A 14,879-nucleotide genomic window follows, 5' to 3' on the forward strand; every position below is an offset into this window, starting at 1 on the left:
GACGCCGTGTCCGCGCTGTTCGCCATCGCACGCAAGGACCTGCGCCAACGCCTGCGTGACAAGTCCGCGTTCGTGCTGTTCCTGCTCGCCCCGATCGTCGTCGCCGGCCTGATGGGCCTGGCGTTCTCCAACATCAACCTGCACGCCAAGGTCGGCGTCGTCGACCTCGACGGCGGACCCGCCGCGGCCGGCCTCAGCCAGGTGCTCGGCAGCCCCGAACTGTCCGACACCGTCACCTTGCGCGGCTACCCGACCGCCGAGGCCGCGCGCAGCGCCGTCGACGCCGGGGACATCGATGCCGCGGTGGTCGTTCCCGCCGGGTTCACCGCGGCACTGGCCGGTGGCGGCACCCCGCCGTCGCCGACCGTTCTCGACGACGTCGACCACGCGCTGGCTGCGCAACTGGTGCGCGGTGTCACCGAGTCCTATGTCGCCCAGATCAACGCCGACCGGCTGTCCGTGCAAACCGCACTCGCGGCCGGCGTACCCGCCGCTAGTACCACCGAACTCGCCGCCAGAGCAGCACAGTTGCATGCCCCCGAGCGCATCGAGGCACGCGGCCTGACCGACGACCCGCTCAAGACGGTCAGCTACTTCGCACCTGGCATGGGCATCTTCTTCGTCTTCTTCATGGTCGGCTTCGGCGCCCGAAGCTACTTCACCGAACAACAACAGGGCACCCTGGACCGGATCTCCGCCGCACCGATCGGCAGCGGCACCGTCCTGCTGGGCAAGTCGCTGTCGACGTTCGTCTACAGCCTGGTCAGCCTCGGCACCGTCACCACCGTCTCGTGGCTGGTCTTCGGCGCCCGCTGGGCGGACCCGTTCGGCGTCGCCGTACTGTGTGCCGCGATGGCGGTCGCCGTCGTCTGCCTGACCACGCTCGTGACCGTGCTAGCCCGCACCGAGCGTCAGGCCGAGGGCATCGCGTCCATCATCGTGTTCGCCCTCGCCCTGCTCGGCGGGAACTTCGTCTACGCCTCCGCCTCGCCGCCCGCGCTGCGCAGGCTCGCCTTGTTCACCCCCAACGGCTGGGCATTGCGCGGGTTCACGGACCTGGGCACCGGCATCGGCGGCTGGAGCGCGGTCGCCGCGCCGCTCGCCGGGATCGCGGTGTTCTCCGCGGCGACCGCTGTACTCACCCTCGTCCTGCTGCGGCTGAGGAGGCCGGCATGAGCATCCCGCTGCCGCCCGCGTTCGCGGTCACCCGCGCCACCCTCACCCGGATGCTGCGCGACCGCACGGCGCTGTTCTTCATGGTGATGCTGCCCGCCGCGATCATCATCGTGATCGGCGCGACCGTCACCGACTTCGACCGCTTCCGGGTCGGCGTCGTGGCGCCGCCGTCCGGCCCCATCGCCACCCAGCTGACCGACCAACTCTCGCACGACCCCGGGCTGAAGATCCGGCGGTTGGACGGCGAATCCGCGGCCCGCACCGCGCTGCGCCGCGGTGAGCTGGACGCCGTCGTGGTCATTCCCGCGGGCCTGGACTCCGAGATCCGCGCCGGACACGACATCACGGTTCCCGTGCTGGTCGAACCCCGGGGCGGCAGCGGCTTCGCGGCCGTCTCCTCGGTCGCCGCCGTGGTCGCCGACCACGCGGGGCGCCTCCAGGCTGCGCACTTCGCCGCCGTCGAGACCGGCGGCCCGTTCGACACCATGCTCGACCAGGCGGCCACCCAGGAGGCGCGCGCGGCCCCGATCACCGTCGCCACCGACGCCGCAGGCGGCGACAGCCGTGTCCTCCCACTCGGCTTCAACTACAGCACTCCGACCATGCTCGTCCTGTTCGTGTTCCTCAACTCGCTCGCGGTCGGCTCGGTGATCGTGCAGAACCGACGGCTCGGCGTCTACTCCCGTGCGCTGGCCTCCCCGATCGGCACCCGCGACCTGATCTTCGGGGAAACGCTCGCCTACACAGCGCTGGCGGTGTTCCAATCGCTGGTCATCGTCGGCATCGGCGGACTGCTGTTCGGCGTCTCCTGGGGCGACCCGGTCGCCGCGGCCGCGCTCGTCGCCATGTGGGCGCTGGTCGGCACCGGCGCGGGCATGCTGTCCGGCGCGCTGTTCCGTACGCCGGAGCAGGCGAGCGCGATCGGGCCCGCGCTGGGCATCGGCCTGGGCATGCTGGGCGGCTGCATGTGGCCGCTGACCATCGTCCCGACGTGGCTGCGAACGGTCGGCCACGCGGTGCCGCACGGCTGGGCCGTGGACGGCTGGACGGTGCTCCTGTCACAGCACGGCGGCCTCGCCGACATCAGCCGCCACCTGGCCGTGCTCGCGACGTTCGCGGCCGGACTCCTCACCCTCGCCGTGGCCCTGCTGCACCGGAGGCTGACCCGGTGAACCCCAAAGCCCGTTCGGCCCGTGCGGCCCCGCCGGCCGGCCCGGACGCTGAAGGCGTCGCGGCCGTCGCGACGCCGCAGAGGAGGCGACGAGAATGAAGCGACCGTGTTCGGTGCCACGCGCGGCAGCCGCTCGGCGGCCCTGCGCGCAGGTCAGGCCGCCGAACGACTCGGGTGGCGCGGAGGCGAGCGCCCACGGGCGCTCAGTCGCCCTCGGCACTCCGCGGGACCACGATCAGCGGGCACTGGGCGTGGTGGACCAGCCCGTGACTGACGGAGCCGAGCAGCATGCCGCGGAAGCCGCCCAGGCCGCGTGTGCCGACGACGACGGCAAGCGCCGTCTTTGAGGCGTCGGCGAGCATCCGTACCGGGTGGTCGAAGCCGATCTGCCTGCGGACGGGCACATCGGGGTACTTGCCGACCACGTCGGCCAGCATGTGGTCCATCGTGTCGCGGGCGTCCTGAGCCAGTGCGTCGGCGGCCATTCCCGCAACCGGCATCATCGGCAGCTGGCAGGCCCACAGCGCGAGCACGCCCGCGCCGCGCGGCGCCGCTTCCTCGAACGCGTACGCCAGCGCCTGCTCCGACTCCGGCGAGCCGTCGACGCCGACGACCACCGTCGGCGGAACGGACGCGTCGTGTGCGGGATGCCGCACGACGACGACCGGGCAGGCCGCGTGGGCGATGACCGGGACGGCGATGCTTCCGGTGGTCAGCGCCTCGCGCAGCGACGACAGGCGGCGCGAGCCCAGGACGACGACGGAAGCCTCCGCGGACACCGAGCGCAGTACCTGCTCGGGCGTCCCGTCGTAGAGCTGCGCGGCCACCGTCAGCTCGGGCCGGCGGGCGAGTGCCTGCGCGCGTGCCGTGTCCAGTGCCTGCTGCCCGGCGGTGCGGAAGCGCCCGCTCCAGGTCTCCCAGGGTCGGTCGTCGGCGGGCTCCGGGTTCGCCCCGGGCGGCCAGTCGAGGGCGCGGACCAGGAGGAGGCTCCGCTCGCGCAAGGCGGCCTCGTCGGCGGCCCATTCGACGGCCAGACGTCCGGCCTCACTGTCCTCGACACCGACGACGATCGGTGCGGTTGCGCTGTATCCGGCCATGGGTCGGCCCCTTTCACCGATGACCGACCCGTGCCGGCCTTGCTTCGACTGTGCAATCCGCCCGGGGAACCCGACAGAGCCGTCCGGCCCTGTCCTCGGACCGTCTCCCCCTGCGCCGTCTCCCCCGCTGCACGCCGCCTGAGACCTCCGGCACGTGCCGGGCCGAACGGCCCTGCACGCCTGGCCGCAACGGCCACACGCTGGACCCTTCGACGCCCGCGGCAGCCCGCATCCCGGGACGCGCGGCACGCCCCGCACGGAGACGAGATGGCTTTCCACGGAACCGCGGAACACACGCGCGACGACCGGTCCGACGCCGTCGGCGAGTTCGCCCCGCAGGCCGACCCCGACCCGCGCGAGTCGCTGCAGCGTTTGACGCGCGACCTGCGGTGCGGCGCCGACGGGCTCGCCGAACGCGAGGCCATGCGCCGGTTGGTCGCATACGGGCCGAACGCCATTCGGCGCCGGGGCGGCCGCCATTGGTGGCGCGACCTGGCCGCCCAGTTCGTGCACCCGCTGGCTCTGCTGCTGATCGGCGCCGGGGTGCTCGCCTTCGTGGCCGGGACTCCCGCGCTCGGCTACGCCATCCTCGCCGTGGTGGTGCTGAACGCCGCCTTCGCCTTCGTCCAGGAGCGCCAAGCAGAACGGGCGGTCGAGACACTCAGCCGCTACCTGCCCGAACAGGCCAGGGTCGTCCGCGACGGGGTGCCTCAGTCCGTGGACACGTCCACTGTCGTCCCCGGCGACCTGCTCATCCTCGCCGAAGGCGACCGGATCTGCGCCGACGCCCACATCGTCGACGGCACCCTCGACGTCGACATGTCCGCCCTCAGCGGCGAATCGGTCCCGGTGCGCCGCGGCGCGGACCACGGCGACGGCACCGCAGCACTGCTCCAGGCACCCGACCTGGTCTTCAGCGGAACCGCGTGCGTCGACGGCAGCGCCCACGCCCTCGTGTACGCGACCGGCGACCACACCGAACTGGGTCGGATCGCCGCGCTGAGCCACCGTGTCACCCGCGAGCCGAGCCCGCTCGAGGTCCAGGTGAAGCGGGTGGCGTGGATCATCGCCGCGGTCGCGGTGGGCATCGGCCTGGCGTTCCTTCCGCTGGGTGTGCTGGCCGGGCTGTCGGTCAAGGACGCGTTCCTGTTCGCGGTCGGGCTGCTGGTCGCCAACGTCCCCGAAGGCCTCCTGCCGACCATCACCCTCGCCCTCGCGGTCGGCGTACGGGCGCTTGCCAAGCGCGGGGCCGTGGTCAAGCGGCTCAGTGCCGTGGAGACGCTCGGCTCGACTTCGGTGATCTGCACCGACAAGACCGGCACGCTCACGCAGAACCGCATGAGCGTCGTGGCCTTGCGCGGCGCGTCCACCATGTCCGACTGTGTGCCCGATGACCGACTCGGCGGCGACGAGAGGCAGTTGCTCGACGCGCTTACCACCTGCACCACCGCGACCAGCGCCCGCAACGACCGTCCGGCGGGCGGCGACCCCATGGAACTCGGGCTGCTGAGCGCCGGACGCACCGCGCAGGTCGGGGCGTCCGAGGACGTCCGCGACGCCACCCGCGTCCACCTGTTCCCCTTCGACGCCTCGCTGCGGCTCATGTCGACCGTGTCACGGCGGGACGACGGCCTGCGCCTGGACGTCAAAGGCGCGCCCGAGGCGGTCCTGCCGCGCTGCACACGCATCCTCGAGGCCGGGACCACCCGGCCGCTCACCGACGCCGACCGGGTCCGCATGGACGACGCGCTACGCGGGTTCGCCGAGCGCGGCCTGCGGGTGCTCGCCGCCGCCGACAGCTCCTTGGCCGACTCGTCCGACGTGCCCGACGAACGCGGAGACGTCGAACGGGACCTGCGACTCCTGGGCCTTGTCGCGTTCGCCGACCCGCCGCGCCCGGAGGTCCCCGACGCGGTCCGGCGATGCCACGACGCCGGGCTCACCATCCACGTCGTCACCGGCGACCACCCGGTCACCGCCGCGCACATCGCGCGGCAAGTAGGCATCGGCGTCGAAGGCGTCCGCACTGTCACCGGTGACGAACTCGACACGATGTCGGAGGCGGAGCTGGACGAACTCCTGGCCGGCGGCCACGAGATCGTGTTCGCGCGCAGCTCACCCGAGGCGAAGCTACGGATTGCCGACGCCCTGCGTGCGGCCGGACACGTCGTCGCGATGACCGGCGACGGCGTCAACGACGCACCAGCGCTACACCGCGCGGACATCGGCATCGCGATGGGGCTCGGCGGCACCGACGTCGCCCGCGAGGCCGCCACCGCCGTCCTGACCGACGACAACTTCGCCACCATCGCCGCGGCGATCGAGGCGGGCCGCCGGGTCTACGACAACGTCCGCAAGTTCATCCTCTACATCTTCGCGCACGCCACCCCGGAGCTGATCCCGTTCCTGGTCTTCGCACTGTCCGGCGGACGCGTCCCGCTCCCGCTGACGGTGCTCCAGATCCTCGCGATCGACCTCGGCACCGAGACCCTCCCGGCGCTGGCCCTCGGCCGCGAGCCGTCCGAACCCGGCCTCATGAACCGACCGCCGCGCTCCCGCAAGGAGAGCGTGATCCGCGGCGATCTCCTGTACCGGGCATGGCTCTTCCTCGGCCTGATCTCCGCCGTCCTCGTGATGGGCGCGTTCTTCTACGTGCTGCTCCGGGCCGGCTGGCACCCGGGCGACGCAACCGGGCCCGGCAGCCCGCTCCACCACGCCTACCTTGAGGCCACCACCGCTACCTTCGCAGGCATCGTGGCCTGCCAGGTCGGCACCGCGTTCGCAGCCCGCACCGAGCACGCGTCGCTGAAATCCGTCGGCTTCGCGACGAACAGCCTGCTGCTGTGGGGTGTCGCCTTTGAGCTCGCGTTCACCGCGGCACTGCTCTACGCGCCGCCACTGCAGAGTGTGTTCGGCACCGCGCCGCTTCCACTCGACGTCCTGGCACTGATCGCCCCGTTCCCGGTGATCGTCTGGGGCGCCGACGAACTCCGCCGCGCCCACCACCGCCGGACAAGCGCGTAGCGGTCACGCCTCGTCGCCGTCGCCCGTGAGGTTGTCCCAAGCGCGGGTCGCCGAAGCGGCCACGGCGTTGGGCAACGCCGTGGCCGCAAGGGTCGATGTCCAAGCTCAGAGTGATCTCAGCGCACCAGGACGCGTTCACCCAGGCGCGGGACGACCGCGGTCCAGCCGAGTTCGCGGTCGATCCGGTCGCGCAGTGCCTGCGAGCCGTCGGGTTCGCCGTGGACGAGGTAGACCGCGTGGGGCGGCGGCGCGTCGCGCAGCCAGTCGAGGATCTCGTCGGCATCGGCGTGCGCGGAGAAGGCGGGCACGTTCGCCACGTGCGCGCGGACCGGCACGTACGTGCCGTACATCTTCAGCGTGCGTGCACCGTCGACCAGGTCGCGGGCCCGAGTGCCGGCCGCGGCGAATCCGACGATCAGGACCGTGTTGCGCGGGTCGGGCAGCAGGTTCCGGAGGTGGCGGACCACGCGCCCGCCGGTGGCCATGCCCGAGGCCGAGACGATGACGCACGGCCCGTTCGACTCGCGTACTTCCGCGGATTCGCGCGGGGACCGGATCGGTGTGAACGGCGCGGAATCGAGGGCGCTGGTGCCCAGTTCGTTGAGATCGGGACGCAACTCGGGGGCCTGCGCGGCGAACGCGTCCTGGTAGATCCGCAACGCGGCGAGGGCCATGGGGCTGTCGACGTACACCGGCACGGAGGCCGGCAACCGGCCGGCACGGCGCAGTTCCGCCAGCTCGTGCAGGACGACCTCGGTGCGGTCGACCGCGAACGAGGGGATCAGCACGGTGCCGCCGCGCGCGAGGGTGGCGGCGATGGTGTCCGCGAAGCGCGTCCGGGCGGCGACGTCGTCGTGGTGGCGGTTGCCATACGTGGACTCCACCAGCAGCACGTCGGCTCCGGAGAACGGCTCCGGCGGACGGAGCAGCGGGTGGACCGGGCGCCCGAGGTCGCCGCTCGCCGCGAGAGTGTGGCCGTCCTCGAGGGTCAGGTGCACCCACGCCGACCCGAGGATGTGGCCCCCGTGGTGCAGCCGAAGCGTGGTGCCCGGCGCGATGACGACGTCGGTCCCGATCGGGCTGGGCTCGAAGAGCGCCAGGGCCTGGTCGACGTCCTTGTCCTCGTACAGCGGTTCCGCCGGGTGGTGTCGGGACCAGCCGTTGTGGTTCGCGTGCTCGGCTTCCTCCGCGAGCAGCCGCGCGCTGTCGCGCAGCACGAGCTCAGCCAGCCGTGCGGTGTTCGGCGTGCAGACCACCCGGCCGCGGAACCCCTCGCGGACGAGCCGGGGCAGGTACCCGCAGTGGTCCAGGTGGCCATGGGTGAGGACGACGGCGTCGACGTCCTCGGCCTGAAGCGCCAGCGGCTTCCAGTTGCGGCGCCGCAGTTCGGCCAGGCCCTGGAAGAGCCCACAGTCCACGAGCACACGGGCGTGCTCGGATTCGACCATGAACTTGCTGCCGGTCACCGTTCCGGTGCCGCCAAGGAAGGTCAACATGGCCGGTCGGGCCAACGGGGCCGCCGAACTGCCGTCGATGCTGGTCATCGGGTTCTCCTTGCCGGGCGGGGTGCCCTGGGATTTGTCCACTGACAGGTGCCGGCCCGCTCAGTACGGGAGCGGGCGTCCGGACGGCGTACGCAGGTCCAGCGGGGGCCGGGGGCGCGTGCGGACGGACCTCTTGGTGATCTGGACGCAACGCATGGCCTGCTCACAAGACTTCGTCGGCACCTCGGTGCCGGTCGCGGGCCTCTCCCGCGCCCACAGCCCATCACCGCGCGGCGAAGGGCGGCAGGGACCAACGGCCCACCCATCCGGGCTGCCCTGCCCACTCCGCAGCGGCGGCGACGCCGGCGCACCGGCCCCCGCACTCACCCCTGCGCGGGTCGCGTGCGCCCAGTCAGGAGCGGACGTGAGCGACTACCTCTCTCGAACGGCCCAGGGAACTGACGCTGTTGGTCACCAATGGCCAGGAGGCGTACCAGGCCGTGTTCGGCCCCTGATCCCGACCGGGCCTGCGGGCCTGCCCTGGTAGGCCTAACGGCTCTGCCTCTACGGAGCCCGTCGGAGGAGTGTCGACACGGGCACCGGCAACGCGCCGGTCCCCGCTCGCTGCTTCCGGAGGGGTGCCGACATGACCGGAGACACCACCGCGCGACTGCCTGTTGTCGTCGGGGTCGAGAACACCGAGGCCGGGCGGCTGGCCGTCCGGTGGGCGGCCGACGAAGCGGCCCGCCGTGGGCTGCCGCTGCGACTCGTGCACGCCCTGGACTGGCCGGCCGGCGCGCCGCGGCCGCAGTACTCACACGCGACCGGCACTCCGGTTCACCACAGGGACCTCCACCGCGTCCACGCCACGTCGTGGCCGACCCAGGTGTACCGCGACCCCGACCTCATCCCGCCGGCGCGTGGGTGGGGCGACAAGTTCCGCGACGCCGGGCGGGCCGCTGTCGACAACGCCCGGACGATCGCCCTCGCCGACCACCCGGACCTGGAGATCGTCGACGCGCTGACGGACGGCGAGCCGGTCCGGGTTCTGCGGACCGAGGCCGAGGACGCCGCCATGGTCGTGCTCGGCTCGCGGCACCTGTCGTCGGTGGCCGAAGCACTCACGACAGGCGGCGTCGCGGTGCCGGTCGCGGCACACGCCGCCTGCCCGGTCGTGGTCGTGCGCGGCCCTGAACAGCACGGCACGATCCACCCGTTCCTGGTCGTCGGGGTCGACGGTTCGCCGCACAGCGAGCCGGCGATCGGCTTCGCGTTCGACACGGCGTCGCGCCGCGGGGCGGTCCTCGACGCGGTGTTCGTGACCCACGCGACCGGGCTCCACTCCGCGAACGAGGCCGACAAGGAGGCCGGCATCGCGCTGGCCGAGAGCCTGGCGGGCTGGAAGGCCCGGTACCCGGACGTCGTGGTCCGTCCGCAGATCGCGCACGGACACACCGTGCACGCGCTGGTCCTCGCGTCCCGGCAGGCCCTGGGACTGGTGGTCGGCACGCGCGGGCTGGGCGGGTTCCAAGGCATGGTCCTCGGCTCCGTCAGCCGCGGCGTGCTCCACCACGCGACGTGCCCCGTGATCGTCGTCCCTGAGACCGACGACGCGTCCGGCACCTCCGGCTGAACTCCTGCGCGCCGGGACACACCCGCGTCCACGAGTCCATTGCCCACCCGATCGGTCCGAGCCATCCCCCTACGAGGAAGGACCCCGTCATGACCGCGACCGAGCATGCCGCCTCCGGTTCACCGGAGGACCAGCGCCATGCGCTCGCCGCCGACGGCACGATGCTGCGTCTGGCCCCGCCGGTGGCCGCCGACGAGCCCGCGATCCGCGCGTTGTTCGACGGCCTGTCGGCGGACAGCCTGCACATGCGGTTCTTCGGAGGCTCGCGCCGCGCGGCTGCCGACACCGCGCGGCGTGTCTGCGGGACGGCTGGGCCCGAAGGCGGTGCGTTGATCGCCTGGCACGGCGAACAGGTCGTCGGTGTCGCGGAATTCTACGTAACCGCGCCCGCCGAGGCGGAGCTCGCGGTGACCGTCGCGGAGGACTGGCACCACCGCGGCGTCGGAACCCTGCTGATCGAGCACCTGATCGATGTCGCACGCGCCCACGGGGTGCGCAGTTGGACGGCGGACGTGCTGTCGGACAACCGCCCCATGCTGCGGGTGCTCCAGGACATGGGCCTGCCGCTCCACCGCAAGGTGGAGGCGGGCGTGGTCACCGCGGTCATCCCGCTCGACCTGCCTGTCGGCGACCCGGGCCGCGAGGAGTTCCTCGCGGCGATGGGCCTGCGCAAGCGCGGCGCCGACGCGGCCAGCCTCCTGCCGCTGTTCCGCCCCACCACCGTCGCGGTGGCCGGGGCGGGCCGGCGCCCCGACTCGGTCGGCCGGGTGATCCTGGCCGATCTGGTGCGCTCCGGCTGGGACGACGGCCTGTTCGTCCTGCACCCGAGCGAGGCGGCGATCGGGGACGTGCCCGCGTACGCGCACGTCGCCGACCTGCCGCGGCTGCCCGACGTCGTGGTGGTCGCCGTACCCGCCAACGCTGTACCGGCACTTGCCGAGGAATGCGGGCAGGCCGGCGTCGCCGCGCTGGTCGTGGTGACGGCCGGGTTCACACCCGAGCAGGCGCAGAGCGTCCGGGACAGCTGCCACCGGCACGGCATGCGGATGGTGGGCCCCAACGGCGTCGGCGTCGCGGACACCGGCGGCCGCACACCGTTCACCGCGAACTTCGCGGGCGTCGAGGCGATACCCGGCCAGGCCGGAGTGGCCGTGCAGTCCGGCGGCGTCGGGATCGCGCTGCTGCGCCAGCTCAACCGGCTGGGCATCGGCGTTTCCACCTTCGCCTCGCTCGGCGACAAGTACGACGTCAGCGGCAACGACATGCTGCAGTGGTTCGAGACCGACCCGCGCACCGAACTGGCCGTCTTGCACCTGGAGTCGTTTGGCAACCCCCGCAAATTCTCCAGGATCGCACGGCGGGTCGGCCGACAGATCCCCGTGCTGACCGTCGACGCCGGCCGCTCGGCGCCCGCGCGCCGCGCCGCGGCCTCGCACACCGCCGCCGCCGTCACCCCGACCGTCGCCCGCGAAGCGCTGTTCCGTCAGGCCGGGGTCACCGCCACCCGCTCGCTCGGCGATCTCGTCGCGGCCACCGCGCTGATGTACGCGCAACCGCTGCCCAAGAGCGGCGCCGTCGCCGTCATCGGGAACGCCGGCGGCCTCGGCGTGCTCGCCGCCGACGCGTGCGCAGACGCGGGGCTGACCGTGCCGTACCTGGGTGAGGCGATCGAGAAGGAACTGCGCGATCTGCTCCCGGACGGGGCCAGTTGCGCGAACCCGGTCGACGCGACCGCGAATGTGCCCGGCGAGACGCTGCGCCGCGCGATCGACCTGATCGCCTCGGTCGGCCACGTCGGCGCGGTCCTGCTGGCGCTGGCCCCCACCGCGCTCGGCGACCCGCTCGCCGACCTGACCCGCGGCTCGGCGGTCCGCGGCATACCCATCGCGGTCATCGCCCCCGAACGCGCCGACGCCGTCAGCCTCGTGCCGGCGTGGCACGGCGAACTCCCGGTCTTCTCCGACACCCGCACCGCCGCCGTCGCCCTCGCCCACGCGCACGACCGCGCGATGTGGCTGACCCGTCCGCGCGGCATCGTGCCCACGCTCGACCGGATCGACGCTGCGTGGGCCCGCGGAGCTGTGGACGCGTACTTGGAGGCCCACCCTGGCGGTGGCTGGCTGCCGCCCGACCAGGTTGCTTCGCTCCTGAACGGCTACGGCATCCCGCAAGCCCACTGGCAGTTGGCGTCCACCGCGGAAGCCGCCGTGCACGCCGCCCGGGAGCTCGCGCCGATGTCGGCGGCCGGCACGGTCGCGCTCAAGGCTTACGGTTCCGAGCTCCCGCACAAGACCGACGTCGGCGGCGTGCGCCTCGGCCTGGTCGGCGACGACGCCGTGCGCGCCGCGTACACCGACCTCGCACACCGGCTCGGCGCGCGCATGGACGGGGCGATCATCCAGCCGATGGCCGCGCCCGGCGTCGAGCTGATCGTCGGCGTCGACCAGGACGAAGTCCTCGGCCCGCTGGTCCTGTTCGGCCTCGGCGGCACCAGCGTCGACCTCCTCGACGACCACGGCGCCCGGCTCACCCCGCTCACCGACCTGGACGCCAAGGATCTGGTCACCGGCTCCCGCGCCGCCAAGCTGCTGTACGGCCACCGCGGCGCCCCGCCCTGCGACGTCGCGGCCGTCGAGGACCTGCTGCACCGCGTCTCGCGCCTGGCCGACGACCTGCCGCAGGTATGCGAACTCGACCTCAACCCCGCCATCGCCACACCCGACGGCGTCACCGTCGTCGACGCCCGCATCCGCGTCGCACCGCGCCATCCGGCCGACCCCTACCTGCGCCGCGTCCGCTGAACATCAGTCGTCCCGCCGCACCGCCCAGCCACGCACCCCTCGGAGGACCGGACATGGACACCCACAACCCCAACGCCGCGCACATCACCGTGGCGGTCGACGGCTCGACGCACGCCGGTGAAGCCTTGCGTTGGGCGGCCCAGGAAGCGCGGGCGCGCGGGCTGGCCCTGCGGATCATGCACGCGTGGCTCCCGCTCCCGATGCCCGGCGGCCGCGCCGCGAGCCTCGCGGAGAGCACCTCGATCCTCGACCAGGCCGAGGTCCAGGCCCGGGCCTTCGCACCCGGCCTGGACGTGACCACCGTGTCCGCGGCCGATCTCGTCGGGGCGGCCATCGCGGAGGAGAGCACCACTGCGGCGATGCTCGTGCTCGGGTCACGCGGCCGCGGCGGGTTCCGCAGCCTGCTGCTCGGCTCGACCAGCCTGACCGCGGCGGCCATCGCGCGCTGCCCGGTTGTCATCGTCCGCGAAGCGCTCCCGGTCGAGGGCCCCGCCCGCGTACGCGACGTGGTGGTCGGGCTGGACCTGGACGATGTGGCCGCCGATGTCCTGGCGTTCGCGTTCGAGGAGGCCGCGGCGCACCCCGCCGCCGGGCTGCGGGTCCTGCACGGCTGGACGACGGGTGCCTCCGCGGTCGCCGGCGGCCCGGTCTTCGACAAGGCCGCCGTGGAGGAGGCCGCGACCCGGTCGCTGGCCGAGGCGACGGCCGGCTGGTCGGAGAAGTACCCGCAGATCGACATCCTGCGGGCGGTCGCGCACGACGCGCCGGCCGCCGCGCTGGTCGGGGCATCCCGGCACGCCGCGTTGACGGTCGTGGGACGGCGTAGGTCCGGGACGTCGCTGGGGTTGAAGCTGGGTCCGGTCGCGCACGCCGTTCTGCTGCACGCGCACGGCCCCGTCGCGGTGGTCCCGTACTGATCCACCAGAGGGGGGGAGCCTGTGGGGCGGGCGTCGCGGCCCGCCCCACGGGGCCGTTCGGCCCCTGTGCGTGTGGTCCCGTGTCAGGACGCTGGACCAGGAACCCGTACCCGTACCGCTTGACGAGGAGTCCGCCATGTCCGACACCACCGGCCCCGGCTCGGCGACCGGGCGCAGCGCCACCCCCGATGTCACGCTGACGCCGCTCGGCGGTGCAGGGACCAGTGTCCTGGTGGACACCGGATACGCGCGGGTGCTCGTCGACTGCGGCGCGTCGCCCGATCTGGCCGCGTTCGACGCGTCCATGTTGGACGCCGTCGTCCTCACCCATGCCCACCCCCAACACGCTGACGGGCTGGCGGCGTTAGTGCGCAATGGCTTCGCCGGCTCGCTGATCGCCACGCCGTACACCCTGCGGATGGCCGACATCGGACTGCGCGACGCGCTGCTGACGCAGCGGGAGAACGAAGGCCCGGCGGCGGTCGCCGAACGCGCGCACACCCGAACCGGCCACGGTCCCGCGCTCCCCGAGGACGACCCGGCCCGCGTCGCCGTGGCGGTCGCGGCGCTGGGAGTCGGTCACGAGTTCGGTGACCCCATGGTCATCGCGCCCGGCATCGCGTGCACCCTGCACCGCGCCGGGCACGCGCTCGGGTCCGCGTGGGTGCACCTCGACCTCGGCTCCGCCGGGACCGTCGCGATCAGCGGCGACCTCGGCCGGCACCGGCACCCGCTGCTGCGCCACCCGGAGCCGTTCACGCACGCCGACACCGTGCTCGTCGAGGCCGCCTACGGAGAGGGCCGACGACCCGCGTCCGACGACCGCGACCACCTCGCACACGTCGTGTTCACCACCCTCGACCACGGCGGCACCGTCCTGGTCCCCGCCGGCCCGGTCGACCACATCGCCACCGTGCTGTTCGAACTCGCCCGGCTGCGCCGCGTCGGCTGCCTGCCCGGCGGTGTGCCGGTCTGCTTCGACGGGCCCACCGGCCTCGCGTCGGTCGGTGTGTGGCGCGACGCGCTGCTGGCCCGCGACCCCGAACTCCACGACTCCGTCCTGGACGCCGGCTTCGGCGCCTTCGACGTCGGAAGCCTCACCGAAGTCCGCACCGCCAGGCCGGTGCGGCACGCGTCGGGCGCCGCCGGTGGCATCCTGATCGCCGGACCCCACCACGGCGACGGCGGACGCGCGGGCCGACACCTGCGCGAGCTGCTGCCGGACCCGCGCAACGCGGTCCTGTTGCAAGGGCGTTCCCCTGTCGGCACCGCCGCCCACGCGCTCGCCCGTGGGGCGACCGAGGTCCGCATCGGCAAGGACGTCGTCCCGGTCCGCGCCCGGATCGCCCACCTGCCCGGCATGACGACCCACGCCGACGCCGCCGAGATCATCGAATGGCTCGGCCGCGGCACCGAGCCCGCCATGACCTACGTCGTGCACGGCAGCCCCGGCGCCCGCCTGGCACTGCGCAACCGCATCCGCGACACACTCGACTGGAACGCGGAAATCCCGACACCCGACACGTCCCTCGTGCTGCCGGCGACCGCCCGCTGAGCCCCGCCGGGCCTCAACCCC

Annotated in this window: 9 protein-coding genes; 7 read left to right on the top strand and 2 right to left on the bottom strand. The window is 73.3% G+C overall.

Features of this window, described 5'->3' with window-relative positions:
• The first annotated feature begins 6 nt into the window (after positions 1–6).
• Both QI554_RS25585 and QI554_RS25590 read left to right on the top strand, forming a co-directional pair.
• Positions 7–1,176, top strand: coding sequence for an ABC transporter permease (locus QI554_RS25585; protein ID WP_281472702.1), 1,170 nt, complete (start codon positions 7–9; stop codon positions 1,174–1,176).
• Entirely contained in the window at positions 1,173–2,348 is a 1,176-nt protein-coding gene (locus QI554_RS25590) for an ABC transporter permease (RefSeq protein ID WP_281472704.1), read from the top strand. The genes QI554_RS25585 and QI554_RS25590 overlap by 4 nt, the downstream gene beginning before the upstream one ends.
• A gap of 202 nt (positions 2,349–2,550) precedes the next feature.
• Here the strand turns inward: QI554_RS25590 and QI554_RS25595 are convergent, their stop codons facing one another.
• Positions 2,551–3,444 (bottom strand): universal stress protein, encoded by an 894-nt coding sequence (locus tag QI554_RS25595; protein ID WP_281472706.1) that lies wholly within the window; start codon positions 3,442–3,444, stop codon positions 2,551–2,553.
• A gap of 267 nt (positions 3,445–3,711) precedes the next feature.
• Here QI554_RS25595 and QI554_RS25600 point away from each other — a divergent pair, with 267 nt between their 5' ends.
• Positions 3,712–6,468 carry a cation-translocating P-type ATPase gene (locus tag QI554_RS25600; RefSeq protein WP_281472708.1) on the top strand — a complete coding sequence of 919 codons (2,757 nt, stop codon included), beginning with the start codon at positions 3,712–3,714 and terminating at the stop codon, positions 6,466–6,468.
• Between the two features lie 116 nt (positions 6,469–6,584).
• Here QI554_RS25600 and QI554_RS25605 read toward each other — a convergent pair whose 3' ends face one another.
• The gene (locus QI554_RS25605; protein ID WP_281472709.1) at positions 6,585–8,012 is read right to left on the bottom strand and encodes an MBL fold metallo-hydrolase RNA specificity domain-containing protein; all 1,428 of its coding nucleotides are present in this window, start codon (positions 8,010–8,012) and stop codon (positions 6,585–6,587) included.
• Positions 8,013–8,598: 586 nt separating this feature from the next.
• Between QI554_RS25605 and QI554_RS25610 the strand changes: the two genes are divergently transcribed.
• The 4 genes from QI554_RS25610 to QI554_RS25625 all read left to right on the top strand — a co-directional run bounded on the left by QI554_RS25610 (position 8,599) and on the right by QI554_RS25625 (position 14,858).
• Entirely contained in the window at positions 8,599–9,585 is a 987-nt protein-coding gene (locus tag QI554_RS25610) for a universal stress protein (RefSeq protein WP_281472711.1), read from the top strand.
• An 89-nt stretch (positions 9,586–9,674) separates the two neighbouring features.
• Positions 9,675–12,386, top strand: coding sequence for a bifunctional acetate--CoA ligase family protein/GNAT family N-acetyltransferase (locus QI554_RS25615; protein ID WP_281472713.1), 2,712 nt, complete (start codon positions 9,675–9,677; stop codon positions 12,384–12,386).
• A gap of 53 nt (positions 12,387–12,439) precedes the next feature.
• Complete coding sequence (locus tag QI554_RS25620) at positions 12,440–13,303, top strand: universal stress protein (RefSeq protein ID WP_281472715.1); 864 nt, start codon at positions 12,440–12,442, stop codon at positions 13,301–13,303.
• Positions 13,304–13,439: 136 nt separating this feature from the next.
• Positions 13,440–14,858: an MBL fold metallo-hydrolase gene (locus QI554_RS25625; protein WP_281472717.1), complete on the top strand. Its 1,419-nt coding sequence runs from the start codon at positions 13,440–13,442 to the stop codon at positions 14,856–14,858.
• Positions 14,859–14,879 lie beyond the last annotated feature (21 nt).

It is taken from the genome of Yinghuangia seranimata (assembly GCF_029953285.1).
Classification (GTDB): Bacteria; Actinomycetota; Actinomycetes; order Streptomycetales; family Streptomycetaceae; genus Yinghuangia; species Yinghuangia seranimata.